The organism is Actinomadura alba, from assembly GCF_014323705.1.
Lineage (GTDB): Bacteria > Actinomycetota > Actinomycetes > Streptosporangiales > Streptosporangiaceae > Actinomadura_C > Actinomadura_C alba.
Genome location: NZ_JABVEC010000008.1, coordinates 23196 through 48516, shown reverse-complemented (window position 1 = coordinate 48516; position 25321 = coordinate 23196). Strand labels below are relative to the sequence as shown.

General features: G+C 68.8%; 28 protein-coding genes. 16 read left to right on the top strand and 12 right to left on the bottom strand.

Features of this window, described 5'->3' with window-relative positions; genetic code table 11:
* The first annotated feature begins 64 nt into the window (after nt 1-64).
* A complete protein-coding gene (locus tag HKK74_RS41385; protein ID WP_187243392.1) occupies nt 65-4342 on the top strand; it encodes an AAA family ATPase in 4278 nt (1425 codons plus the stop codon).
* Nucleotides 4343-4483: 141 nt separating this feature from the next.
* Entirely contained in the window at nt 4484-4660 is a 177-nt protein-coding gene (locus HKK74_RS12765; RefSeq protein ID WP_187243391.1) for a hypothetical protein, read from the top strand.
* An 88-nt stretch (nt 4661-4748) separates the two neighbouring features.
* On the opposite strand, the gene HKK74_RS12760 is transcribed toward HKK74_RS12765, so the two are convergent.
* Nucleotides 4749-4946, bottom strand: a complete 198-nt coding sequence (locus tag HKK74_RS12760) for a heavy-metal-associated domain-containing protein (protein WP_187243559.1) — start codon at nt 4944-4946, stop codon at nt 4749-4751.
* Between the two features lie 323 nt (nt 4947-5269).
* Here HKK74_RS12760 and HKK74_RS12755 point away from each other — a divergent pair, with 323 nt between their 5' ends.
* Both HKK74_RS12755 and HKK74_RS12750 read left to right on the top strand, forming a co-directional pair.
* On the top strand, nt 5270-5887 hold the full coding sequence (locus tag HKK74_RS12755; RefSeq protein WP_187243558.1) for a DUF47 domain-containing protein: 618 nt from the start codon (nt 5270-5272) through the stop codon (nt 5885-5887).
* Between the two features lie 176 nt (nt 5888-6063).
* Nucleotides 6064-7029: an inorganic phosphate transporter gene (locus HKK74_RS12750; protein ID WP_281397757.1), complete on the top strand. Its 966-nt coding sequence runs from the start codon at nt 6064-6066 to the stop codon at nt 7027-7029.
* 124 nt (nt 7030-7153) lie between these two features.
* Here the strand turns inward: HKK74_RS12750 and pstB are convergent, their stop codons facing one another.
* The 6 genes from pstB to HKK74_RS12720 form a co-directional block, all read right to left on the bottom strand.
* Entirely contained in the window at nt 7154-7930 is a 777-nt protein-coding gene (gene pstB, locus HKK74_RS12745; RefSeq protein WP_187243390.1) for a phosphate ABC transporter ATP-binding protein PstB, read from the bottom strand.
* Nucleotides 7931-7979: 49 nt separating this feature from the next.
* The gene (gene pstA / locus HKK74_RS12740; RefSeq protein ID WP_187243389.1) at nt 7980-8879 is read right to left on the bottom strand and encodes a phosphate ABC transporter permease PstA; all 900 of its coding nucleotides are present in this window, start codon (nt 8877-8879) and stop codon (nt 7980-7982) included.
* Between the two features lie 52 nt (nt 8880-8931).
* The gene (gene pstC / locus HKK74_RS12735; protein WP_187243388.1) at nt 8932-9918 is read right to left on the bottom strand and encodes a phosphate ABC transporter permease subunit PstC; all 987 of its coding nucleotides are present in this window, start codon (nt 9916-9918) and stop codon (nt 8932-8934) included.
* Nucleotides 9919-9988: 70 nt separating this feature from the next.
* The gene (pstS, locus tag HKK74_RS12730; RefSeq protein WP_187243387.1) at nt 9989-11098 is read right to left on the bottom strand and encodes a phosphate ABC transporter substrate-binding protein PstS; all 1110 of its coding nucleotides are present in this window, start codon (nt 11096-11098) and stop codon (nt 9989-9991) included.
* A gap of 145 nt (nt 11099-11243) precedes the next feature.
* A complete protein-coding gene (gene mshD, locus HKK74_RS12725) occupies nt 11244-12179 on the bottom strand; it encodes a mycothiol synthase (RefSeq protein ID WP_187243556.1) in 936 nt (311 codons plus the stop codon).
* Nucleotides 12180-12239: 60 nt separating this feature from the next.
* The gene (locus HKK74_RS12720; RefSeq protein WP_187243386.1) at nt 12240-12953 is read right to left on the bottom strand and encodes a winged helix-turn-helix transcriptional regulator; all 714 of its coding nucleotides are present in this window, start codon (nt 12951-12953) and stop codon (nt 12240-12242) included.
* Between the two features lie 148 nt (nt 12954-13101).
* Between HKK74_RS12720 and HKK74_RS12715 the strand changes: the two genes are divergently transcribed.
* From HKK74_RS12715 to HKK74_RS12680, 9 genes are all read left to right on the top strand, one after another.
* A complete protein-coding gene (locus HKK74_RS12715) occupies nt 13102-13356 on the top strand; it encodes a MoaD/ThiS family protein (protein WP_187243555.1) in 255 nt (84 codons plus the stop codon).
* Between the two features lie 134 nt (nt 13357-13490).
* On the top strand, nt 13491-14192 hold the full coding sequence (locus HKK74_RS12710) for an LmeA family phospholipid-binding protein (protein ID WP_187243385.1): 702 nt from the start codon (nt 13491-13493) through the stop codon (nt 14190-14192).
* 119 nt (nt 14193-14311) lie between these two features.
* Nucleotides 14312-14836, top strand: a complete 525-nt coding sequence (locus tag HKK74_RS12705) for a sigma-70 family RNA polymerase sigma factor (protein WP_187243384.1) — start codon at nt 14312-14314, stop codon at nt 14834-14836.
* Entirely contained in the window at nt 14833-15537 is a 705-nt protein-coding gene (locus tag HKK74_RS12700; RefSeq protein ID WP_187243383.1) for an anti-sigma factor, read from the top strand. Before HKK74_RS12705 ends, HKK74_RS12700 begins: the two co-directional genes overlap by 4 nt.
* Before the next feature lie 30 nt (nt 15538-15567).
* Complete coding sequence (locus HKK74_RS12695; RefSeq protein ID WP_187243382.1) at nt 15568-15987, top strand: TlpA family protein disulfide reductase; 420 nt, start codon at nt 15568-15570, stop codon at nt 15985-15987.
* 150 nt (nt 15988-16137) lie between these two features.
* A complete protein-coding gene (locus HKK74_RS41835) occupies nt 16138-16203 on the top strand; it encodes a putative leader peptide (protein WP_376771525.1) in 66 nt (21 codons plus the stop codon).
* A gap of 111 nt (nt 16204-16314) precedes the next feature.
* Nucleotides 16315-16752 (top strand): DUF4395 domain-containing protein, encoded by a 438-nt coding sequence (locus HKK74_RS12690; protein ID WP_187243381.1) that lies wholly within the window; start codon nt 16315-16317, stop codon nt 16750-16752.
* Nucleotides 16749-17588 (top strand): sulfurtransferase, encoded by an 840-nt coding sequence (locus HKK74_RS12685; protein WP_187243380.1) that lies wholly within the window; start codon nt 16749-16751, stop codon nt 17586-17588. Before HKK74_RS12690 ends, HKK74_RS12685 begins: the two co-directional genes overlap by 4 nt.
* 52 nt (nt 17589-17640) lie before the next feature.
* Nucleotides 17641-17949: a DUF1416 domain-containing protein gene (locus HKK74_RS12680; RefSeq protein ID WP_187243379.1), complete on the top strand. Its 309-nt coding sequence runs from the start codon at nt 17641-17643 to the stop codon at nt 17947-17949.
* A gap of 247 nt (nt 17950-18196) precedes the next feature.
* Here HKK74_RS12680 and HKK74_RS39815 read toward each other — a convergent pair whose 3' ends face one another.
* Entirely contained in the window at nt 18197-18505 is a 309-nt protein-coding gene (locus HKK74_RS39815) for a hypothetical protein (RefSeq protein ID WP_246491543.1), read from the bottom strand.
* Between the two features lie 238 nt (nt 18506-18743).
* Here HKK74_RS39815 and HKK74_RS41380 point away from each other — a divergent pair, with 238 nt between their 5' ends.
* From HKK74_RS41380 to HKK74_RS12665, 3 genes are all read left to right on the top strand, one after another.
* Nucleotides 18744-20027: a MinD/ParA family ATP-binding protein gene (locus HKK74_RS41380; protein WP_312881445.1), complete on the top strand. Its 1284-nt coding sequence runs from the start codon at nt 18744-18746 to the stop codon at nt 20025-20027.
* An 80-nt stretch (nt 20028-20107) separates the two neighbouring features.
* Nucleotides 20108-21325, top strand: coding sequence for a S8 family serine peptidase (locus HKK74_RS12670; RefSeq protein ID WP_187243378.1), 1218 nt, complete (start codon nt 20108-20110; stop codon nt 21323-21325).
* Nucleotides 21322-22452 (top strand): hypothetical protein, encoded by a 1131-nt coding sequence (locus tag HKK74_RS12665; protein WP_187243377.1) that lies wholly within the window; start codon nt 21322-21324, stop codon nt 22450-22452. The genes HKK74_RS12670 and HKK74_RS12665 overlap by 4 nt, the downstream gene beginning before the upstream one ends.
* 57 nt (nt 22453-22509) lie before the next feature.
* On the opposite strand, the gene HKK74_RS12660 is transcribed toward HKK74_RS12665, so the two are convergent.
* The 4 genes from HKK74_RS12660 to HKK74_RS12645 all read right to left on the bottom strand — a co-directional run bounded on the left by HKK74_RS12660 (nt 22510) and on the right by HKK74_RS12645 (nt 25297).
* Nucleotides 22510-23010, bottom strand: a complete 501-nt coding sequence (locus tag HKK74_RS12660) for a hypothetical protein (RefSeq protein ID WP_187243376.1) — start codon at nt 23008-23010, stop codon at nt 22510-22512.
* 137 nt (nt 23011-23147) lie between these two features.
* Entirely contained in the window at nt 23148-23699 is a 552-nt protein-coding gene (locus HKK74_RS12655) for a hypothetical protein (protein WP_187243375.1), read from the bottom strand.
* Nucleotides 23700-23803: 104 nt separating this feature from the next.
* A complete protein-coding gene (locus HKK74_RS12650; protein ID WP_187243374.1) occupies nt 23804-24211 on the bottom strand; it encodes a YbaB/EbfC family nucleoid-associated protein in 408 nt (135 codons plus the stop codon).
* Nucleotides 24212-24229: 18 nt separating this feature from the next.
* The gene (locus tag HKK74_RS12645) at nt 24230-25297 is read right to left on the bottom strand and encodes a type VII secretion target (protein ID WP_187243373.1); all 1068 of its coding nucleotides are present in this window, start codon (nt 25295-25297) and stop codon (nt 24230-24232) included.
* Between the last annotated feature and the right edge of the window lie 24 nt (nt 25298-25321).

Sequence of the window (25321 nt, the reverse complement as noted above, 5' to 3'; positions counted from 1 at the left end):
TTCACGGTACCTTCCGCCACGTGACCGGCGTGAGATCCACCCGCCCGACAACTACGATGACGGCGTGGTGTGGGGACCGGGCTACGTCGGCGCGCCGCCGCAGAGCCCCCCGATGGCTCAGGATCCATTCACGGCGGCGGAGCGCGACACACATGCGATGGTGACCGCCGGCTGGTGGTCGTCGGCACCTCCGCAGCAGCGTCAGCATGCGATCGCGGGGCGCGTTCTCGTGCTGCCCGACGGCACGTCATGGCTGTTCGGCGCCTGGGCCCGGTGGTACCGCTGGCACCCGTCGGACGGCCAGTGGTACCTCTGCCCGCCGCCCCAGGCCATCGCCACGCGCATGTCCGGACGCCCCGCCCAGCCCGGCCAGATCCCGGGCCTGCCGCCGCACGTGGTGCCGGCCGGGCCCGACTTCGGCTACGACGCCCCCACACCGCTGCCCTTCGTCGGCCACGACCTCTCGGCCGAGCTCACCGCCCGCATCCGGGCCACCGTCGAGTCCGCCGCGGCGCTGCCGCCCGCGGACTACCCGCACTGGTGGAAGATGTACTCCACGTCAGTGCCCAGCACCGTCGCCCTCGCCTGGGGCGTCATGCTGTGGTGCGCGGCCGCGCCGGTGTTCGACTCGCGGCTCGACGACCAGATGCTCGGCCTCTGGTCGCCCTATCGAGCCAAGCCGCTGCCCACGGTCGACGGCCCGCGCTGGCTGACCCCGCCGCCGCTCGAGGCTCTGGTCGGGCTCTACTCCGAGCGGCTGCGCGCCGACCGGGTGGACGCCGCCGTCGTGGTCCTCCGTACGATGTGGGCGATCGCCAGCACGCTGCGCGAGGACGTACGCTTCCGCGCCCGCGCGGACGCCCTCCTGGCCATCCTCGGCTCGACCCTGAACAACCCGACCGTCGACTACGGCGCGCTGCCCTACGGAGACCAGGCCCTCGTCCAGCAGTGGCTGACCCGCTGCCCGCCCCATCTGGCGCCCGCGCTGCGGATGGAGAGCTCCCCGGGGGACCACTTCCGGCACTCCTACTACACGCTCGCGAACGCGATCGCCCAGGTCACCGGCGACTCGGCCGAACCCGCCTACATGGAGCCGCGCCTGGTCGCCGCCGCCCTCATCGCCGCCGATCTCGCGGTGGTGCGGCAGAACGTGGTCGACAAGGTCATCCCGTGGCTGGACCCCGAGATCCGCTACACCGTCCAGGCGGTGCTCAGCCAGAACGGTCATCCGCTCCGGCGGCTGTGGCCGGCCGACGCCGCACTGCCGGAGTTGCTGCGCGGCGGCGGCGGAGACGGCAGCGAGATCCTCCTGGCCGCGATGTACGGCGTGGACCTCGCGTGGTGCCGGCTCGCCGACGGGATCCCGGCGCGGCCGCGCGGCTTTCCGGTGCCCACCGCGATCCTCGCCGGGCTCATCGGGGTCGAGCGTGCCACGTCCGTCGCGAAGGAATCCGGCACGCCGGGGCCCGGCTCCGCGCGCGGGGGGTTCGCGCACGGGGCGCCGGGGCTTCCAGGCGGTGCGGCCCAGCAGGACCGTCCGCAGCATGGCCCGCCGGACGCGGGCCTCGGCGCCTCTCCTCCGCAGCCCGGTCAGCAGCCGGGCGTGCAACCCCCCGGCGGGCCCTGGGCTCAGCCATGGACGCCCTCGGCCCAGGACCAGGTCCAGCACCAGTCCCAGCACCAGGACCCGCCCTGGCAGAACCCGTCCGGCACTCCGCCGGCCGCCGGCCACCAGGACCCGCCCTGGCAGAACCCGTCCGGCCCGCCCTGGCAGAGCCCGTCCGGCACTCCGCCGGCCGCCGGCCCCTTCGGCGCACCCGATCTGCCCGGCGCGCCCGGACTGCCCTATGTTCAGCCGCCCGCGCAGGGCCCCGCCGACGACGCCCCCCACCAGGCCGAGCAGTCACGGCGGCCGGGTCCGGGGCGGCCGCCCCCGCCGCCCGGTGTCCCCGGCGGCGAGCCGGCGCCCGCCTGGCCCGGATCGGGCGGCCGACCGTTCGGTGAGGGCGCGGGCCCGCAGTGGCCGGCCGGCGATCCGGAGGGACCCGCTGCTTTCGGGATGCCGGCCGCTCCCGGTCCCGGGGCGCACCGGAGCCCATTCCCGGGCCCGCACCATGACGACGCGTGGTCGCCGCCCCATGCTCCCGAGGCCGCCGGTGAGCACCATGACCCGCCGGGTGCGCCCGGGTACCCGCCCGGCCCCGGCGCGCAGCACGAGCCCGGCCCGGGTGCCCGGTACGAGCCCGCCGAGTCCGGATCCCCGCCACCGTACGGACCTTCTCGGTCCGAGCCCGGCCGGGGCGGTGCTGCGTACACCCCCGGGGACGGTGCGGGCGGTGCTCCGAACGGCCCGGGGGACGGCGCGCCGGTGCGGCCGTACGCGGGCCCCGGCCCGGGCGCCGGCGAACCGTACGGCCCGGATGCGGAGGGGTCCGATCCCGAGGCGACCCGGCTCGACCATCCGGTCGCCCGCCACCCGGCCGAAGGTCCGCCGCAGCCGGGCGGCGGCGGGGCGCCGCCGCGCACGCGCGTGTTCGGCGGGCCGGAGGAGACGTCACCCGACCGGCAGGAGCAGGTACGGGCGGTGCCGGACGAGGCCCCGGCGGTCAGGCCGCCGCCCCCAGGGACACGGATCATGTCCGAGACCATGATCGGTAGCTTCGAGTTCCTGGAGGACACGCCCGCACCCGCGCAACCCGTCCATGAGATCGCCCCGCCGCCGGACGAGACGGCTCGACCGGTCATCGAGCGATTCGGCGTCTCGTTCGTCTGCGGTGACGAGGACGCGGCCGTCCTCCTCGAGGAGCTGCGACTCACCGCCAGGGCGCTCAACGATCCGGAGTCGACCGTGGCGTCCGCGCCCAGCGTGCTCCTCGTCGGCTCGCCGCACACGGGGCAACGCCGGCTGGCCAGGCTGATCGCGCTCACGCTGGCCGACGCCGGGGTCGGCGACGGCGCCATCCGTACGGCCAACGCCGACGACGTGCGCGGTGCCCCGCCGGAGCGGATCGAGGTGGTGCTCGAGCCGGGCGGCCCGGCGCTTCTGTTCGAGGAGTTCGACGCGGCGATCGCGGAGGCCGTGGACCCGGCCGAGACGATCGCGGCCGTCCGCAGGGTACGGGTGGACCGGCTCAGCCGGACCACCCTGATCGCCACCTGTGCCCCGCGCGCCTACCAGCGGCTGGCCCGCGACCACCCGGAGCTCGTGGAGGCCTTCCGTGTCTTCCGGCTGCCCGACCTCACCCGGCTCGACGGCCGGCTGACGCTGCTGCACGTACTGGCCGACGAGCGGCGGGTCACGGTCGGGGCCGAGGCGATGGAGGTCGTCGGCGCCGACCTGGAGCGGCTGCGCGGGCCCGGGGAACTGGTGAACGCGCGGCTGGTGGAGACCTACCTCGACCAGGCGTGCCAGCGGCATGTCACCCGGGCCGGAGCCACGCGGGATCGGCTGGCGCTGGTCCCCGAGGACTTCACCGGGGTGGCCGAGGCCATCGAGCCGGCCCTGCGGCCGCCGGGCGATGTCGACACCTTCCTGAGCAGGCTCGACGAGTTGACCGGCCTGAACGACGTCAAACAGACCGTCGAAAGCCTGGTCGCCGAGGCGAGGCTGGCCGCCGACCGGGCACACCACGGCCTGCCGTCCGGGAACGCCAGCCGCCACCTGATCTTCCTGGGTGCGCCGGGCACCGGGAAGGCGACGGTGGCGGGGCTGCTCGGCGGGGTCTACGCGGCGCTGGGCCTGCTGGATTCGGGGCACATCGTCGCCTGCCGGCCGGTGCACCTGGCCGGCCGTGACGCGGTCGACACCGAGACCAGGGTGGCGGCCATGGTCGAGCAGGCGATGGGCGGGGTGCTGCTCATCCAGCAGGCCCACTCGCTGGACCGTTCACCGGGGGTGGTGGCCGAGCTCCTGCGGTACATGGAGGAGCGACGCGACAAGTTCATGGTCGTCTGCACCAGCCGCGCCGACGAGATGGACGCGTTCCTCACCGCCAACCCAGGGCTGCGGGTCGAGTTCGGCACCATCGTGGAGTTCGAGGCGCTGACCGACCGGCAGCTCGTCCAGCTCTTCCAGCGGCAGGCCGAGCGAGATCTGTACATGCTCGACGAGGAACTGCGGGTGGAACTCCTCGCCCGGCTGCAGCGGATGCGCGAGCGGGACGACTTCGAGAACGCCCGTACGGTCCGTGCCCTGTTCGAACAGACCGTGGCTCGGCAGGGCGCTCGGCTGGCCGGCGTCAACGTCGACGCCGCGACCGTCGCGCGGCTCACGGCGCATGATCTCCCAGACTCGACGATGGAGCACATGCTCGGCAGCCTCCATCAAGATCCATATCTGTGACTCTCCGTAGGCATATGGTTCTCCTGACGGGGAAGACCCCCTCGGAGAGTGGCCACGGAATGGTCCTCTTGGGCCATGCGCCACGTGATGGGTGACGCGTAATCTCATCAGTGGTGTGGGGAACGAACGGAGGTGGACGCGGTGCGTCAGCAGTATCTTGATCTGCGCGTCCACGACCGTGTTGCGCTGGACGAGATCGAGCTCTACTCCGAGATCCTGAGCGCGGTGGCGAAGGCCGAACGGCCGCTGACCACCGCCGAGATCGACTCGGTCCTCGGGGTGCGTCCCGCAGCCAGTCGTCGCGAGTTGACGCCCTAGCAGGATGTTGCCCGCGGGGGGCGACGTGCGAGTCGCTCCCCGTACCCCTCCCCGTCACCGCCGTGGTCCCCTCCGTGGAGCGTCCCCTTCAGGCGGGTTCCGCGTCGTAGCCGGCCTCGTCGATGGCGGCCCGCAGCACCGCGTCGTCCAGGCCGTCGCCACGCACCGTGACCAGTTTGGCATCGACGTCCACGACCACCTCGCGCACGCCGGTGATCTGGCCGACCTCACCGCTGATGGCGTCGACGCAGTGGGCACAGTTGATCGCCGGCACTGTGAATGTCATCTCACTCAACGGGCGCCTTCTCCTGTACGAACTCGGGTGTGCGCCCGAGCCTATCCCGCCGGCGGACGCCCATCGGAGGATGGCCCGTTCCGCGGGAGGAGGCACTGCCGGCCGCGCCGCGGCGGGCCTTCGGCGACGCGCGGCGGGCCGGTGGGCGGGCCCGCCGGAGGCGTCCCACCCCTGATGGCGTGGGCGCTGCGCTGCTGGGCGACCATAGAGTGAGAAGATACGGACGTCCTGGCGACGCCGACGTGAAGGTGTTCTTTACGTCTGACAGCGCCTACGATCCTCTGCGGACCATTCCCGCACCTCAGGAGTACGACGTGCGCTTGCGTCTCACACCACGTGAGGACAGCTTCTACGGCATGTTCGCGGACTCGGCGAACAACCTGGTCACCGCGGCCAGATTGCTCGTGGAACTCATCAGCGAGGGCGCTGACCGCGAGGCCGTCGCGGAGAAGATGCGCGCCTGCGAACACGCGGGCGACGAATGCACTCACGCCATCATGCGTCGTTTGAACGAAACCTTCATCACGCCATTCGATCGGGAGGACATCTACAACCTCGCGTCGATGCTCGACGACGTGATGGACGAGATGGAGGAGGCGGCCGACCTCGTCGTCCTCTACAAGATCGAGACGTTTCCCAAGGACATCATCAAGATGGTCGATGTGCTCGAGCGTGCTGCGGAGCTGACCGCCGAGGCGATGCCGAGGCTGCGCTCCATGAAGGAGCTCAACGAGTACTGGATCGAGATCAACCGGCTCGAGAACCAGGGCGACCAGGTCTACCGAAAGCTCTTGGCGCACCTGTTCAGCGGCGAGTACGACGCCCTGACCGTGATGAAACTCAAGGAAGTGATCGACCGGCTCGAAGAGGCCGCTGACGCCTTCGAGCATGTCGCCAACACCGTTGAGACCATCGCGGTCAAGGAATCATGAGCACCGTTCAACAGCGAGATCCGCAGGTTCGCGAGGAGACGCCGCCACCGGCGCAGCCCTCCCTCGCCCGGCGCCTCGGGATGATCGGGGGGCCGGTCGGCCTCGCGATGCTGGTGAGCATCTGGCTCCTCGGCCGCGAGATCGGTACCGAGACGGCGGTGCTCATAGCGGTCGTCATGATCGCCCTGATCTTCGACTACACCAACGGGTTCCACGACGCCGCCAACGCGATAGCCACGTCGGTCTCGACCCGTGCGCTCACCCCCCGCGTCGCGCTGATCATGGCGGCGCTGATGAACCTGCTCGGTGCCCTGCTCGGCACCGAGGTGGCCAAGACCGTCAGTGAGGTCATCACACCGCCGACGGGCCTGCACGGGCTGACGGTGGTGGGGGCCGGCGTACTCGGAGCGATCACCTGGAACCTCATCACCTGGTATTACGGCCTGCCGTCCTCGTCGTCACACGCCCTGATCGGCGGGGCGGTCGGTGCCGGGCTGGCCTCGGCCTCCACGGTGAACTGGGACAAGGTCGTCGACAAGGTCGCCATCCCGATGGTGGTCTCACCGCTGGTCGGATTCGCCGCCGCCTACCTGGTGATGGTGGCGATCCTCTGGATCTTCCGGAAGTCCCACCCGGGCCGGATGAGCCGCCGGTTCCGCATCGCGCAGTCGCTCTCCGCGGCCTCCATGGCGCTCGGGCACGGACTGCAGGACGCCCAGAAGACGATGGGCATCATCGTCTTGGCGCTCCTCACCACCGGTCACCACGCCGAAGGCGACGGTGTGCCGCTGTGGGTCGTGCTGGTCTGCGCGGGGGCGCTGTCGGCGGGCACCTACGCCGGTGGCTGGCGGATCATGCGGACGCTCGGCCGCAAGGTCATCGAGCTCGATCCGCCGAAGGGCTTCGCCGCCGAGCTGACGGCCTCGGGAGTGCTCTACTCGACCGCCTTCATCTGGCAGGCTCCCATCTCCACGACGCACACGATCACCTCGGCGATCATGGGTGTCGGGGCGACGAAGCGGCTGTCGGCCGTCCGCTGGGGGGTGGCCCGTGGGATCGTGATGGCCTGGGTGTTCACGATCCCCATGGCGGGCCTGATGGCGGCCATCGCGTACGGCGTCGTTCACTTCTTCGGAGCCTGACGGCCGGGCCCGGCGCACGGCCGGTGCAGGCGGCGTTTCGGGCCGTGAACACAGCACACCCTGCCGCCCTGACGGGGCGGCAGGGCCGCAGGGTTGCGGGGTCGCGGGGTCGCCCGGCGCATCGTCAGCCGAAGCGGCCGGTGATGTAGTCCTCGGTGGCCTTCTCCACCGGGTTGGTGAAGATCTTGCTGGTGTCGTCGACCTCGATGAGGCGGCCGGGCTGGCCGGTTCCGGCGATGTTGAAGAACGCGGTCCGGTCGCTGACCCGGGCGGCCTGCTGCATGTTGTGCGTGACGATCACGATGGTGTAGTGCTCTTTGAGCTTGGCGATCAGGTCTTCGATCGCCAGCGTCGAGATCGGGTCGAGCGCCGAGCATGGCTCGTCCATCAGCAGCACCTGCGGCTCGACGGCGATCGCCCGAGCGATGCACAGCCGCTGCTGTTGCCCGCCCGACAGGCCCGCACCGGGCCGGTTCAGCCGGTCCTTGACCTCGTTCCACAGGTTCGCGCCGCGCAGCGACCGCTCGACGACCTCGTCGAGCCTGCTCTTGCCGCGCATGCCGTTCAGCTTGAGCCCCGCGGCGACGTTGTCGTAGATGGACATGGTCGGGAACGGGTTCGGCCGCTGGAAGACCATGCCCACGACGCGCCGCACCGCCACCGGGTCGACCTCCGAGCCGTACAGGTCCTCGCTGTCGAGGAGCACCTTGCCCTCGACCCGGGCGGCGGGGATGACCTCGTGCATGCGGTTGAGCGTGCGCAGGAACGTGGACTTGCCGCAGCCGGAGGGGCCGATGAAGGCGGTGACCGAACGCGGCTCAACGGACATTGAGATGTCCTCGATGGCGTGGACCTGGCCGTAGTAGGCGTGGAGGCCGGAGACTTCGATCCGCTTGGCCATGGGGCTGGTTACTCCTATCGGGGGGCTTTGCTGTTCAGCGCGCTGTCGGTCAACGGGAGGCGGGCCTGCGCAGCCGCGCGATCAGTCGTGCCGTCAGGTTGAGCGCCATGATGATGAGGATCAGGGTGAGTGCGGCCGTCCAGGCCCGCGCGATCGCCGTGTCATTGGGCTGGCCCGCCTGATCCCAGATGAACACCGGCAGCGCCATCTGCGGACCGCTGAACGGGTTCATGTTGATCGAGCTGGTCACGAACACCAGCAGCAGCAGCGGCGCGGTCTCGCCCATGACCCGGGCCACGGCCAGCATGACACCGCTGACGATGCCGCTGAGCGCCGTCGGGAGCACCACGAAGCAGACGGTCCGCCAGCGGGGAACGCCCAGTGCGAACGACGCCTCGCGCAATTCGTTGGGCACGAGCTTGAGCATCTCCTCGGCCGACCGTACGACGGTGGGCAGCATGAGGATCGCCAGCGCCAGTGCTCCCGCGAAGCCGGAGAAGCTGAAGCCGAGCAGCAGCAGCCAGAAGGCGAGGATGAACAGGCCGGCCACGATCGAGGGGATGCCGGTCATGACGTCGACGAAGAAGCTGATGGTGCGGGCCAGCCTGCGGTCCTGCCCGTACTCCACCAGGTAGACGGCCGTGAGGATGCCGAGCGGCACGGCCATGACGCTGGTCAGCAGCACCTGCTCAAGGGTGCCGATGATGGCGTGGTAGGCGCCGCCGCCGGCGTCACGGGGGCCGATGCCGTTCTGCGAGAACGAGAAGAAGTCGAGGTCGAACCGGCCGATCCCGTTCTTGATCACCATCCACAGCACCGAGACCAGTGGGATGACGGCGAGGGCGAAGGCCAGATAGACCAGCACCTGGACGAGCCGATCCTTGACCTTGCGGCCCATTGACACGGAGGTCAGGCTCGTCGGCGCGGAGCCGTGCTTCGCTAGGGACATCAGACGAACTCCTGCTCGATGGTGGCGACGTGCTCTTCGCTCCGCTCGCTCATCACACGAACTCCTTGCGCCGGGCCACGATCGCCCGCGCCGCCATGTTGACGATCAGCGTGATGATGAACAGCACGAGACCGGAGGCGATGAGGGCGCCACGGCCGTTGGCGCCGGCCTCGGCGAAGGTGTTGGCGATGTTGGCGGCGAAGGTGTTGCCGCCCTCCTTGAGGATGTGCAGCGTGATCCCGGAGGCCGTGGACAGCACCATGGCGACCGCGATGGTCTCGCCGAGGGCCCGGCCGAGGCCGAGCATCGCGGCGCTCACCATGCCGGAGCGGCCGAACGGCAGCACCGCCATCCGGATCACTTCCCAGCGGGTGGCGCCCAGAGCGAGAGCGGCCTCGATGTTGGCCTGGGGCACCTGCTGGAAGACCTCGCGGGAGATCGAGGAGATGATCGGCAGGATCATGATCGCCAGGACGACCGAGGCCGTGAGGATCGACCGGCCACCGACGCTGTCGCCTCCGAAGAGCGGGATCCACGACGCGTTGTCGTTCAGGAAGACCGCGACGTCGTCCATCTTCGTGACGAAGAACTGCAGGCCCCAGAGGCCGTAGATGATGCTCGGCACCGCGGCGAGCAGGTCGATGACGAAGCTGAGCCCGCCCGCGATCCTGCGAGGTGCGTAGAACGAGATGAACAGCGCGATCGCGATCGCCACCGGCGTGGCCATGAGCAGGGCGAGGAACGACGAGATCACGGTTCCGAACGCCAGTTGGGCGATGCCGAACCGCGCCGGTGTCGAGTCCGGGCTCCACTCCTGCGATGTGACGAAGTTGGCCTCGTCGGACCGCAGTGCCGGAAGCGCCTTCCAGATGAGGAAGACGGCGATCGCCGCCATGATCACCAGCACGAGGATGCCGGATCCTCGGGTGGCGATGGCGAACACCCGGTCCCCTGCCCGGCCGGTGCTCGCGGCGCGGGCGGCCCGGCGGGTCTCGGCCGCCGCAGTGCCCTTCTCGCCGATCTCGGTTTGGCTGGTCACGCGTTTACCTCCGAAACCCAGGGTTGCCCCGCCGCCGGATCACCGGCGGCGGGGCTGAGGGCGTTCCTGGTCAGGACAGGGCCTGGACCGAGCTGCGAACCTTGGTCACCACCGCGGCCGGCAGCGGGGCGTAGCCGAGGTCGGTCAGCACCTTCTGGCCGGCGTCGCTCGCGGTGTAGTTGAGGAAGGACTTCACGAACTTCGCCTGGTCGGCGGGAAGCCCCTTCTCACAGGCGATCTCGTAGGTCACCAGGACGATCGGGTAGGCACCCGCGGTCTTGGTGGCGTAGTCGATCTTCATCGCGAGGTCGTTGCCGGTACCGACGACCTCGGCGCCGTCGAGGGCCTTGGAGGCGCTCTCGGGGGACAGCGCGACGAACTCACCGGAGCCGTTGGCCACCTTGGCGGTCTTGAGGCTGGCGTTGGTCGCGTACGACAGCTCGACGTAGCTGATCGCGCCGTCGGACTGCTTCACGACCGTGGTGACGCCGTCGGACTTCGGCGCGCCCTGGCCGCCCGGGGCGTTCCACTTCTTGTCGGGCTCGTACGTCCACACGTCCTCGGCGGTCGCCTTGAGGAACTTGGTGAAGTTGTCGGTGGTGCCCGACTCGTCGCTGCGGTGCACCGTCTTGATCGCGGTGGCCGGCAGCTCGGCGCCCGAGTTCTCCTTGGCGATCTCCGGAGCGTTCCACTTGGTGATCTTGCCGGAGAAGATGCCCGCGAGCGTCTTGGGCGACAGGCTCAGGTCGTCCACGCCGTTCACGTTGTAGACGATCGCGACCGGGCCGACGACCATCGGCAGGTTGAGCGCGTTGTTGCCCTGGCAGCGCTCCTTGGCCGGGCCCACTTCCTCGGGCTTGAGCGCAGAGTCCGAGCCGGCGAACGCGACCTGGTTCTGGGTGAACGCCTGGATGCCCGCGCCCGAACCGCTCGGGTTGTAGTTCAGGTTGGCGCCGGAGCAGGCCTGGCTGTATGCCTTCGTCCACTCGCTGATGGCGTTCTTCTGCGCGCTCGAGCCGGCGGCGTTCACCGTGCCGGTGGCGCAGTCGGCGATGCTGCCGGCGGCGGGAGCCGAGCTGGTCGACGAGCCTGCGTTGTCGTCGGACCCGCATGCGGAGAGTGCGAGTGCACCCGCCACGACCACGCCGCCGAGGGCGGCGAGCCGGTTGCCGTTCTTCACGGGGGATTCTCCTCCTGGTTGGTGGGCCGGTGATCCCCCTGGTCAAAGCGAGGGTGTGGGGCCACCGTCGAAGGTGACGTTAAGGAGGAGAGGTGACCATCCGGACTGATCTAGATGAACGGCGAATGAACTGGCCAGGTCAGTGCTACGAAGAATGCGCCGACTTGTGATTGCCATCAGGTGAACGAGCCGAGCGCCCGTACATGACGTCCACGTCAAAGCGGTCGAAACCCAATGATTCGTACAGGCGGACGGCGCCCCGGTTGGCCTCGTCGACGTACAGCATCACGTGGGACAGCCCCGCCGAGCGCAGATGGCGGAGCCCGACGAGGGTGAGCGCCCGGCCGAGCCCGGTGCCCTGGGCGTCGGGTGCGACGCCGAGCACGTAGACCTCACCGGTGCCGGTGTCGTGCACCTTGGTCCAGTGGAATCCGGTGAGCGCGCCATCGCGTTCGGCGAGGAAGAACCCGGCCGGATCGAACCACGGCTCGTCTTCCCTGCGGGCGAGATCGTCCATCGTGAGCGAGCCCTGCTCGGGATGGTCCGCGAACGCCCTCCGGTTGAGCTCGAGCCACGCGGCCTCGTCGTGTCCGACGGCGAACGTACGGATCCGGACGCCGTCCGGCACGACGGGCTCGGGGAGCGGGTCGGCGAGCGGACGTCGCATCTTCCACAGGGCGCGGACGCGCTCGAAGCCGAGCGAACGGGCGAGCGCCGCCGCGGCGGGCGACTCACTGTGCGCCCACACCCGCAGCGACCCTTTCGCGGCCTCGAGCATCGCCAGTGCGAGCTCGCGGCCGTGTCCCCGGCCGCGGTGCGCCGGATGCACCACCAGTTCACCGCTCGGCTCCGCGCCCGGCTCGAGGTGACCGTAACCGGCCAGCGCGCCCTCGGAGTCGTAGAGCAGCACGCTGAGCGCACGCCCGTCGCCTCCGTGGCGCAGATGGAGCATCGACTGGTCGGACAGCGGCCGTACGCCGTCCGCCGCCGTGGCCGCGTCGATCAGCGCGTTCGCGGCGTCGATCTCACCGGCCGACGGCCTCTCCCGTACGATCACGACCGGCTTCGCGTTCGACTCCATCACGCCCGCCAGCGTATTCGAGCCCCCACCCGAGCCGTCGGCCGGTGCAGCGTTCCAAAATCAGGCGCGGCTGGGCACCATTTCCTCGGACTCCCGGGGACGGTGATCGGGCACGAACCGGTAGCCGACGTTGCGCACGGTGCCGATCAAGGACTCGTACTCCGCGCCGAGCTTGGCCCGCAGCCGCCGTACGTGCACGTCGACGGTCCGAGTGCCGCCGAAGTAGTCGTATCCCCACACCTCTTGCAGGAGCTGGGCACGCGTGAAGACCCGGCCAGGGTGCTGCGCCAGGTACTTCAGCAGCTCGAACTCCTTGAAGGTGAGGTCGAGGACCCGCCCGCGCAGCCGCGCCGTGTAGGTCGCCTCATCGATGGTCAGGTCTCCGCTGCGGATCTCTCCCGGCACATCGTCGGCCTCGCCGACCGACACCCTGCCGACGGCGAGCCGCAGCCTGGCCTCGACCTCGGCGGGACCGGCCGACTGAAGGAGCACGTCGTCCAGACCCCATTCGGGGCTGAGAGCGGCGAGGCCGCCCTCCGTCACGATCGCGAGCAGCGGACAGTCCAGGCCGGTCGTCCGGAGCAACCGGCACAACCCCTTGGCGTGGACGAGGTCGCGACGAGCGTCGACGAGGACCACGTCCGCCGGGGGTGCGTCTATCAGCGCCGACCCCTCCGCCGGCGCGACTCGAACCGAATGGAGCAACAATCCCAGTGCGGGAAGCACCTCGTCAGAGGGCTCCAACGCGTTGGTGAGTAGGAGCAGACTACTCACGGGCCCCGCCTCCTAGCCCTAAAAGACGTCAAGGACCCGGGGGCCTCATCGCCCGGATCCCTCGTGACGAGGATATCCGAGGGATCCGTACACACAATGGCCGGGTACGTCCGGATCATTACGGATGCCGTAATGAGATCCTGTGCCTATGGCCAAGGGCACGATCAGGTACTGGGCGGCCGCCCGCGAAGCGGCGGGGACGAGCGAGGAGCCGTACGACGCGCCGACGCTCGCCGAGGCGCTGCGAGCCGCCGGGGAGCGGCGCGGAGCGGACTTCGGCCGGGTGGTCGCCCTGAGTTCGTTCCTGATCGACGGCGATCCCGTCGGCACCCGTGCCCACGAGGGCGTCGCGCTGCCCGAAGGCGGCACCGTGGAGGTTCTGCCGCCCTTCGCGGGCGGCTGAGATCGTCCGCTCATCTGGCGAGGTCATTCACTGGTATGACGACCGGCGTGAATCTCGATCCACGGCGTGACTCGATCGGTCGGTGGCGTCGCTAGGGTGGGCCGCTGACGGATTGTTCCCGCATGAGGAGTGACATGCGCAAGGTACTGGTCGTGATCCTCCTGCTGCTGATCGGCGGTGTCATCGTCGCCGATCGCCTGGGCGTCCGCATGGCAGAGGACGAGATCGCCAAGCAGGTGGCCACGCAGTACCGGCTCGACGCCAGACCGAAGGTCGACATCCACGGCTTCCCGTTCCTCACCCAGGCCATCGGTGGCGAGTACGACCGGATCGACGTCACCCTCGGAAACTGGACCGAGCAGAACGTCACGGTGAACGACGCCTCATTGCGGCTGACCGGCGTCCAGGCGCCGCTCGCCGACGTGGTCAACGGCAACAGCTCCCAGATCGCCGTACGGAACGCGACGGCCTCGGCGCTCGTGCCCTATTCGGTCGTACAGAAGTACGCCCCCCGGGACGTGCGGGACATCTCGGCGAGCGGGTCCAACCTGCAGGCTCGGGTCGCCGGGTCGTTCCTCGGAGTCCGGGTGTCCGGCGACCTGGTCGCCTCGATCAAGGCGACCCCCCAGGGCATCGCGGTGACCCCGCAGTCGGTCAGCAGCGGCAGCGCGCGGATACCGCTGGCGACCCTGCGGGAGCGGTACACGTTCGTCATCCCGTCCCGGAATCTGCTCCCCATGGGGGCACGGCTCAGTGACATCGAGGTGACCCCGCAGGGTCTGCGAGTCGCGGCCACGGTCGACGACGTCAAGCTCGAGAACCTCTCCAAGTCCTAGCCGGCGAGCCGTCGGCGGGCAGCCGCGCGCCTGCGGTCGGTCTGCCGATCGGCCCGGGCCGTCCAGATCACGGTGGGTCCCCTTGTGAACCAGACCGTCTCCGTGTACGTGTCACAAGCGTGGGAACATCCCCGGACGAGCGTCTACTCCGCGCGCTTTACGCCGAGCACGGCGGGCCGCTCCTCGGCTATGCGCTGAGACTGACCGGCGGCGATCACCAGCAGGCGGAGGACGTCGTACAGGAGACGCTCCTGCGCGCCTGGCGGCACCCCGAGGCGCTCGCCAAGCGTCCGGTACGGCCGTGGCTGTTCACCGTGGTGCGCAATCTCGTGGTGGACGCGCACCGGGCGCGGGTCGCCAGGGGCGGACGGCACCTGCCGATCGACGACGGCCAGGCGACGCTCGCCGCGCTGCCCGGTTCGGACGACATCGACCGGGCGCTCGAATCCTGGACGGTCGCGGAGGCGCTCGCCGACCTGAGCCCGTCGCACCGCGCGGTGATCGTCGAGACGTACTATCACGGTCGCTCGGTGGCCGATACGGCGAAGGTGCTCGGCATCCCACCGGGCACCGTGAAGTCCCGGACCTATTACGCGCTGCGTGCTCTGAAGCTCGCATTGGAGGAGCGGGGGTTGGCGCCATGAGGTCTGAGTGGGGGCGGGCGCCCGGTTGCGATGAGGTACGGACCTCGCTCGGCGTCTATGTCCTGGGCGCGATCGATCCGGCGGAGCGCAGCGTGGTCGAGGCGCACCTGACCACCTGCCCCTTCTGCCGTGACGAGCTGGCCGGCCTCGCCTCGCTGCCCGCACTGCTCGGCCGGGTCGACGAAGCGCAGATCACGCAGGTGGCGGCGCCTCCGGAGCCGCCGCTCGAGGCGCTGATCGCGGCCGCCGCGGGGCGGCGGCACGGCCGGATCCGGCGCTGGGCGCCGCAGGCCGCGGCCGCCGCGATCATCCTGGTCATCGGTGTGCTCGGCGGGCTGGCCTGGAGTGGCGGCGCCGAGGTGCGGCCCCCCACGGGGGTGCCCTCGGCTCCTCCGGTCGCCGCCGAGCAGGTCAGCGCGACGGATCCGCGGACTCACGTGTCGGCCCAGGTCGGCATCGACGGCAAGGCGTGGGGCACAGCGGTGGCGATCCGGTTGAACGGCGCGCCGCCCGGCACGCGGTGCCAGATCATGGCGGTGGGCAAGGACGGCCGGCGGGACATCGCCGGGGGCTGGCAGGTCGTCTACTCGGGCTACGCGACCTTCTACGGCTCAACGATGATCACGCGGGATCAGCTGAAGGGCTTCGAGATCCGGACCCTCGACGGCCGCATGCTGCTCACGATCTCCCCGCCGCAGTGACCCCGGCGTGAGGAGGTACTGTGAACGGCGATGACGGGAGCACTGGTCGCGGCAGCGGTCCTCGTGGTGGCCACGGCGTTCGGACTGATCCGGCGGCGCCGTGACGGTGCGCTCCGCCCACCATCGTCTGGGGATGCCGTGGAACTGGACGCCGCCGATCTCGGCGCCCCGCTCGGGCCGCGGGCGACCCTGGTGCAGTTCTCGTCGGCGTTCTGTGCCCCCTGCCGGGCCACCAGGCGCGTACTCGGCGAAGTCGCCGGGATGGTCGACGGGGTGACCCACATCGAGATCGACGCTGAGAGCAGGCTCGATCTCGTGCGGCGGCTCAACGTCGTGCGCACCCCGACCTCCCTCGTCCTCGACGCGGCCGGCCGAGTGGTCCAGCGCGCCTCCGGGCAGCCCCGCAAGGCCGAGGTCATCGCGGCGCTCGGAGAGGCGATCCGGTCCTGAGCCGACGCCCGATCGGGTGCCGGCTCGGGTACCCGAAAGCGGTGAAATGCCCGCGTGAACGAGACCGTCACTATCTCGGAACACGAGACAGAAGTGACAGTGGACGAAAACGGACCTAGCATCGGGTCCGTGCGTCACTGGACAGAGCAGATGCTCACGAAGCGCCGCGCGGTCGATTTCTGCCGCGTGGCGACCTCGCTCTGTCGCACTGTCTGAGGCATCGAGCCCGCTCGTCGAGCCGCCCGAGGAGTTTCTCTCCCGGCCCGGCCTCCACAGCTCGCACGCACTCCGCTCACTTTAGGAGCGATCTTCCTCAGGAGCGATCCCATGCAGGTCGACCCACGTGGACAGCGATTCAGTGCGGCTCTCACCACCGTGGTGCTGATCGCGGTCCTGGTGACCGGCAGCTGGGTGGTGCTGGCCGTCCAAGCCGTGGTGTTCGCGGTCGGAGCCGTACTGGGGCTGCGCCACGCGCCGTACGGGCTGATCTACAAGGCCCTCGTACGGCCCAGGATCGGTCCACCGCGGGAACTCGAGGCCGAGGCTCCGCCCAGGTTCGCCCAGGGCGTGGGGCTCGCCTTCGCGCTCGTGGGCGTGGCGGGATACGCGCTGGGACTCGAGTGGCTCGGCGCCGGCGCCACCGCCCTCGCGCTGGGGGCGGCGTTCCTGAACGCGGCGTTCGGGTTCTGCCTCGGCTGTGAGATGTATCTGCTGATCCGCCGCGTTTTTCCAAGTAAACGCTCCAACAGGGAGGTTCCCGCATGAGTCGCTCCGACGTCCTCGTGGACGCCGATTGGGCTGAGACCCATCTCGACGACCCGGGGCTGGTCCTCGTCGAGGTCGATGAGGACGTAAGCGCCTACGACAAGGGCCACATCCGTGGCGCTGTGAAGATCGACTGGAAGACGGAGCTGCAGGATCCCGTCCGCCGTGACTTCGTCGACCAGACCGGTTTCGAGCAGCTGCTCTCCGGCAAGGGCATCGCCAACGACGACCTGGTGATCCTCTACGGCGGCAACAACAACTGGTTCGCCGCCTACGCGTACTGGTATTTCAAGTTGTACGGGCACCAGAACGTGAAGCTTCTCGACGGCGGCCGCAAGAAGTGGGAGCTCGACTCCCGCGAGCTGGTCAAGGATGTCCCGTCGAGGCCCGCGACCGACTACAAGGCCAAGCCGCAGGACCTGGCCATCCGCGCCTTCCGCGACGAGGTCGTCGACGCGATCGGCACCAAGAACCTCGTCGACGTGCGCTCGCCCGACGAGTTCAGCGGCAAACTGCTCGCCCCGGCGCACCTGCCGCAGGAGCAGGCACAGCGAGGCGGTCACATCCCGACCGCGCGCAGCATTCCGTGGTCCAAGGCGGCCAACGACGACGGCACCTTCAAGTCCGACGAGGAGCTTCGCGAGATCTACGGCGAGGCCGGCGTCGATCTGAGCAAGGCCACCATCGCCTACTGCCGGATCGGTGAGCGCTCATCCCACACGTGGTTCGCGCTGAGCCAGCTGCTCGGCCTGTCGGACGTGAAGAACTACGACGGATCGTGGACCGAGTACGGCTCACTGATCGGCGTCCCCATCGAGCTCGGCGAAGCCAAGTAACACCTGTCGGCTCGGCGGACAGACCCGCCGCCCGGCGGAGAAGGAGAGAACAATGACCCAGGGCTGCGCAGCGCCCGCCCAGACGGCGCATCTACCGGCGACGGTCGATCTGGCGAGAGAGGCGGTCATCCAGGGCACGGTCGTTCGCGGCGACGTCCCGGTGGCCGGTGCCTACGCACGTCTGCTGGACTCGACCGGCGAGTTCACCGGCGAGGTCGTCACCAGTGATGAGGGGATCTTCCGGTTCTTCGCCGCTCCCGGTGACTGGACCATCCGCGTACTCGCCCCCGGCGGTGTGAGCATCGACTCCTCGATCACAGCGGCGATCGGAGAGGTGGCCGCCGTCGAGGTGGCCATCTGACGTCACATCGATCGCACGACGGGCCCTGACCACCCGCAGCGGGTGTCAGGGCCCGTCCGCGTTCCGGCCCGTTCGCCGTGAGCGTGGCGGGGCCGTGCGTTCGTCGGCCGGCGGTCCTGCGCGGGCGCCGCGGATCGGCGCCGCAGAGGATCGGTTCCGGCGTTCCCGGCGATCGTCAAGATGCCGGGGCTTGGATACCGTAGCGTCCGTACCGCCGTGCGGTTCGTGGGAGGGGGATGATGTCGGGTTACAACTGGCAACACGCCGTGCTGAGCGATCTCGGCGTCGCCCGTGCCGGGTTGGTGACCCCCAGCTCACCCGCTTCAGGCTCGCCCGCCGCCGGCCCGGTCACGCCGCAGGCGGCCGCGATGCCGGCACCCGCCGTTCCCTCACCGGTATCGCCGGCCCAGTTCGAGGCCCCCGCGGCCGGGTTCGATGCCCCCTCGCCCGCCTTCCCGGCCCCGACCCCGGCTCCGATCCCGACCCCGGCTCCGGCCCCGACGCCTGTGCCGGCACCGACTCCCTCGCCTGCACAGGTGACGAACCCCTCGCCCACCTTTCCTCCACCGCCGGCCCCGGGACCGGACCCCTCGCCCGCCTTTCCGGCGCCGACGCCGGTACCGAACCCCTCGCCCATCGATCTGGGCCAGGCGGCGGCCCACCCCGCCCCGCCGCCGTCCGTACAGCCCGAAGCGCCGCCATGGTCTGTCGGAGGCGCGACCGGGCCGCAACCACAGGGGCCCGCCGAGCGGCCGCCGGTCCCGCCCACCCCGGAGCCGGCCGAGCCTCCGGTCGTGTCGAGCTGGCCGTCCGCTGAGCCGCCCCAGGCGCAGCAGGCGTTGGATCGGAACTTCCTGACCTCCGAGCTGGACGCCTCTCTGTTCAGCTCGGTCATCGGATCCGGCGGGGGCGCGCCGTCATCGCCGCAGTCTCCGGAGTCCTCTGCGGCGAGCGAGACGGCTCCGAGCTCTCAGCCGTCGTCTGATCAGCCGGCACCGCAGTATGGGGCGGCGCAGTATGGAGCGGCACCGTACGGCGCGGCACAGTACGGGGCCGCACAGTACGGAGGAGCACCGCAAGCGGCGGATCCCGCGGCACCGCATCCTGCGGACCCCGCCGCGCAGGGGGCCGGTGCCCCGCCTGCCGCTCCGTACCCGCACCCGCCGGCCGACGCGCCACCGCAGGCGGCGCCCGACACGAACGACTTCGTACGCAAGAACGTGCACGGCGACCCGCTCATGCGCAGGATGGGCCAGGGGGTGCGCAAGGCCGTCGGTGCCTCCGCGGCGCATGACGTACGGCAGCTCGCCGAGCTGGTCAACTGGATCCGCCGGCCGCTCCCGTCCTGCCGCCAGATCGCGGTGACGAGCATCCGCGGTGGTGCAGGCAAGACCACGGTGTCCGCGCTGACCGCCGCGCTGATCGCCGAGTACCGCGGCGATCGGGTGCTCGCGGTCGACGCCGACTCCGGCCTCGGGTCGCTCCCCCTGCGCCTGAGAGCGCGTACGGAACGGTCGCTGCACGACCTGGCCCGGGTCCGGCTCAACTCGTTCGAGGAGGCGGGTCCGTACCTCGGTCGGGCGGCGGAGACCCTGTGGGTGCTGCCCGCCACCACGGCGGGCCGGGTGTCCACGGACCTCGAACTGGACACCTTCCGCGCCGGCATCGGCAACCTGACCCGGTACTTCTCCGCGGCCGTCATCGACTGCGGCGCCGGGCTCGGGGAGCTGCAGCGGGGCATCCTCACCGGCGTCCACGGGCAGATCATCGTGGCGCAGGGGACCGCCGACGGGGCGCTCAGCACGAGGAGCACCCTGGAATGGATGGTCGGCAATGGGTACGGCGGGCTGCTGCCCCGTACGGTCATCGCGTTGGTGACGCACTCGCCGCACGTCGACTCCGACCTGGAGCGCGCCCGTCAGATGCTGAGCGCGGGCGGTATGCCGGTCGTGCACGTGCCCTATGACAGGCAACTCGCCACCGGCGCCGCCATCGACATGAGGCGGATCAGCGAGGGAAGTCGCGTTGCCGCCACCAGAATCGCCGCCGAAATCCTTGCCCGGTCATCGATCGGATGATGCGGTGAGAAGACATTCGCTGCCATAGGCATGCGGATCCTCTAAAGTCGTGCGACGGGACCACAGTTCGGGAGACGTGGATGCGCGGAGTACGCCTGTTGGCGATCGGGGGAAGCCTGGCGCTCGCCTCGCTCGGCTCGGCACCACCGGCGATGGCCGGTCAGGTGGCGCAGCCTCAAGCCCAGCGGTTCGCGGCGGCGCCGTGCGCGCTGCAGCAGACGGGCAGCCCGGCGAGCGAGATGACGACACCGCCATGGCCGCAGGAGAAACTGAACTTCATCGACGCGTGGAATCGGACCCGTGGCCGAGGCGTCAAGGTGGCCGTGCTCGACAGCGGCGTCGACGGCTCTCACCCGCAGTTGCGCGGCCGCGTGAAGGCCTATGACGCCACCAACAGCGGAACGCCACAGGACTGCCTTGGCCATGGCACGCGAGTGGCCGGCATCATCGCGGCTGAGGACCTGCGCAGGAACAACATCGCGTTCGTGGGCGTGGCACCCGAGGCCACGATCATCTCCATCAAGACGGCGGTGACCGGTCGAGGCGACGACCCCCGCTTCGTCGCGAACGGCATCAGGCGCGCGACCGACCTGGGCGCGAAGATCATCAACCTGTCTTCGCAGAGCCCGAATTTTGAGGATTTGAAGGCGGCCGTCGAGTACGCCCAGCGCAAGGACGTGCTGATCATCGCGGCCGCGGGCAACCTCGAGGACAAGAACCAGACGGCGCAAAAGGCCTATCCCGCCAACTATGACGGTGTGATGTCCGTGGGCGGGACCAACCCGGACGGCACCCTTGCGGACTTCACCAACAGCGAGACGCACGTGACCATCACGGGCCCGGGCAAGGACATCATCAGCACCTGGCCGAGGGGCGCCTACTTCAACGAGAGCGGAACCAGTTTCGCCGCGCCGTACGTCGCGGGCACCGCGGCGCTGGTGCGGGCCTACCACCCGAAACTCACCGCCGCGCAGGTCAAGGACCGCATCGAGCGGACCGCCGACGGCGGCACGGTGAAGGGCACCGGAGCCGGCCTGGTGAACCCCCTGCGCGCGGTCACCGCCGTACTGGGAACCGGCGGAACCGGGGCGACCGGGGGAGTGCCGGCGCAGCCGGCCGTCCGACAGGTCTCCATTGACCGGCCCCAGGAGGTCGATCACTTCGGCCGGGGCCTCGCCCTCTCCATGGCGGGTGGAGCGCTCATCGTCGCCATAGCGGTCGGAGTCGCCGGCGCGGTCGTCCCCATGAGCCGCCGCAGGAATGGAGCCGCCAGGTCCACGGAGCCGACTCCGAGATGAGCGCTCCGCTCGCCACGTCACCGCTGATCGTGGGCAAGGACGTGGTGACGGACGAACGCGGAAAGGTCGTGGCCGTCGTTCGGCGGCCCCGTGTCCTCTTCTTCCGGGGATGGTTTCGCTGGTTCTTGTGGCGTCACCGGGCACGGTCCTTCGACCTCCTCGGCCAGGCCGGAGAGATCCTGTGCCGGGTCGACGAGGGCGGCCTCGGCATGGCGAACTTCCGCCTGACCGTCAGGACCGAGGTCGGCGATGATGTCGGCACCGTCACCGCCCTCCGCACGGGGCCCAAGGGCGTCAAGTACGTCTTCACGGCAGCGGGTGGGGAGGTCCTCGGCGAAGGGGCCTTCGCGACGAAGGTGCGCTACGGCGATATCCCCAAGAAGCTCACCCACGCGTTCGACGATGGCGCCGGTACCCGGACGGCGACCGCGGACCGCAAGCCGGGCGGCGGCCCTCACCAGGTGCGGTTCAATGGCCAGATCTCCGAGACCTACCGGATGCTCGCCGTCTGTCTCCTGACCGTGCTCCCAGGGTCGAAGCTAGGCGCACATCCACCTGCTCGGGAGGCACTCGAGCCTTCTCCGACGGAACCGATGAGCGGGCTGTTCGGGGGGACATCGCTGGAATTCCACCGGGACCGGGTGATCGCGGCGGATGGCCGGATGCTCGCGACCGTGGGTGAACCGTACGTCCCTGCCGTGCGGGGGATCAGCCGCGCTCTGTCGCACAATCCGGAAGTGACGCGTCATCGCTTCGACGTTGCCGGGCCTGGCGGTGAGCCGCTGTTCAGCGTGGAGAAATCGAGCGGTGCCGTGCACTTCGACATCGAGGTCACACTGCCCGACGGCGCGCCCGTGGGCACCATCGAGCGATCACGTGGAGTGGCCCGCCCCACGTACACGGTCACGGACGGAGCGGGATCGGCCCTTGCGGAGATCACGAGCACGGAGGCCTTCGAGAGCGACTACGAGGTCGTGAATCCACAGGGTGTGCACAAGGCGGCCCTCAGCCGGATCCAGGCTGTGGACGAGCCCTGGACCATCCGCTTCGGTGCGGGCTGTGATGAGCAGGCGAGGAGGCTCGTCGTGGCCTTCATCATCGTCCAGGAGCTCATGCTGGACCTCTGACATGGGGCGCGCATGATGCGACCCTCCAGCGCGCAGACCGTGGTCACCCTCAGGTGCTCATGGTCTGCGAGCCGATTGTCGAATCCACTGATCGATCTGCCTGAGAAGAACTTCCTCGGGGACACCAGTGGCTCTGGCGTCTCCCAGCCATATCTGCTTCGGTTCCTTGGTCCTTCCGGGCGTCACCCATGCGGCCAGCAACCTGGCACCCCCGGAGCCGAGTCGAATCTCGCAGCGTTCAACATCGCGCCATCCAATGGCTTGGTCCTTCATACCCCCCGGTGCTGCGATGCCGTCGGCGCTGAGTACGGAGGGCCCGCCTTCTCTGCGCGACATGAGCAGCAAAAGACCGCCGATCACAGTAGAACCCAGCCCACAGGTGACAAGAACCCAACCCACGGCGGCGAGTAGTCCTTCGGCGCCTTCGGCAAAGGCCAGCACGCCCAGCCCGGCGAAGAGGAGGCCCGCACACGTCGCCGTGATCAGCGCACGAACGATAGGCCGCCCGAAACCTGCTGAACGCCCCAGCCGCACTGATTCAAGTTCTGGATTACTCAAGTTCCATCCGGTTTCTTTTCGCGGTGATCGGGATCGCAGGTGCCGCCATAGTGGCCACGCGGCGGTTACTCATCACACATAGAGGAAGCCCGGCAGTTGGTGGAAACAGCCGGGCTTGGGGAGTGGCGTAGTTGAACTCAGGAAGTCGGTGCGCCGGCCTCCTGGAGTGCGGCCAGCATCTTTTGTATCCCAGACGATCTGCGGCGGATGGGTTGCATGCCGCCGATCATCCACATCGCCGGCGTGTCCCACAGCTCTTCTATGTGCTCGACGTACTTCTCCATTCCGCATTCCATCAGTGAGTCGCGGATAGAGGATCGCACGTCAGCTGGCAGATCAAGCGCAAGTTTATGCGCCTTAGGCGGCTGATCAGAGTGCAGGAGTCGTACGCCGGTCACGGTATCGGCACGGATTTTGAAATCCCACCAATCGGTGTCGTTGACGTTAACCGTCTTCGCGGCGTCAGACCACACTGGGCGGAGACGTCCGAAGATCCATCCGTCTTGGACCACCAACACCGGATGCCCGGCGCCACTGGCCCACCAGTTGATGCTGCATCCCGTGATGCAAAGACGAATAATGGGGATCGCGAAAATACTGACGACCCCTAGAAATATTCCCGTCCAGAAGCTGACCAGAAGGTTACCGATTGAAACGACCGCGATAGCGAACACGACCGTGCCCGTCATGAACAGAGGAAAATTCCACGTCCACTGGTACTGGGCCGCGGTGCGCGGGAGTATCGTTGCACACAGGCGCCACAAAAGACGGCGCGAGCGCAACTCTGTGTATGTCATTGCCTGGTTCGGGGAATTGATGATCTAATCTTCGCGACCTCGGACATCTGCTCTTCGATGAGCTTCTGGAACTTGGATACCTGTTTCTGCGCTTCCTGAATGGCTTCTGAATCCAGACCGTTGGCCAGTCCGGCCAGCTTACTGGTCTCGTTGGCGAATTGTTCTTGCACGGCGGTTGTCGCGCGCTCGGACGCAATAAGAATGCTCTCGCGAAGATCATGCGTGTCCAGACGGCGTGCCATCGGATCGAACTCGATATCAATGAGACGGCCACCCATGCCACAGGTGACAGTGACATACTTTCGATCGTCTGAACCCTTGGCGCTGAGATTTTGCAGGTCCGTGGAGAGCTTGCTCGCCTGCTCGCTCATCTGCTCGATGGCGCGTTGTACATCGAATGACATAAGGTACCTTTCGTGACGTCAGTCGACCAGATTACCTGAGGGAACGCTGAAATTCAGGCCTACCTTGAACTCTGTCATGTCCGGAGTTCCCTCCGCGCCGGAATCGGGGATGGCGGTGAGATCAAGGGCGTCCTTCATCAGGGCTGTTACAAGGGTGACGACCGCTCCTCCCACAGCGATGATACCTGCGATCATGGTCGTTACGCCCGATGCAATTGCGGTACTTGCCGCAGCGATTATTGGTTCGATAGCGGGGGCGGTCAGAGGGAACGCCTGCGCGATCCTCATGGCGATCAGCCAGGTCAAGTAGGGAAAGATGAAAGCTGAGATCGCGAGCCAGAATCCAGCCAGCGCGACTTCGAGGGTGCGGAGCCCTCCCCCCAAGGCCTCGACGTACTTGCCGATTTGGTCCATATGCCCCTTAACCGTTTGGTTAAGCGTTATATAAGCGGACCTCCCTTCTCCCTCCCAACCGATCGTCGCGGTGGTAACGGCCTTCTCGTACGCCGGATTCAGCTTCGATCCCATGCTCGCCCCGGTCAGGGACAGATTCGACGCCGCTTTATGGATGTCTTCGATGTTGGGAATGGCCAGTGCCGCTGCGATGACTGCTGGGATGAATGCCGGGGACAAGGCGCCTGCGGCTCCCATCGCCGTGAATGCAGCCTGGATTACTCCTGTGCCTATCATCGCACCGCCGGCGCCGGCCACCTCGAGCAGTCCACTTGACCCAAGCGCCTGGCCTCCTGCCGACGACAGGCTAGCCTGGCTATTCGGCGTCCCTTGAAATCCTGAGACGTTGAGATTTTCTGCCTTCTCGTACTGTGTCGCGGCAGCTTCCAGGCGCTGGGCTATCTCCTTCACGACATCATGAGCGCCGCTCATGTCCTTGGAGAGGAAGTCGAGCTTCTGTATATATGCGGGGAGGAACAGCATGCTCAGTGCAATGCCGAATCCCGGGGAATCGATCTTGCCGCCATTAGTGATGTTTTCGCCACCGAGCTTGTATGCAGGAGCGATGTTTTCACGCATCTCTTTTGCCGCTGAGCGCATGTGTGCAGGCTTGACAGTGAAGTTTGGGGCCATGCGGATCACTCCCGTGTTAGGTGG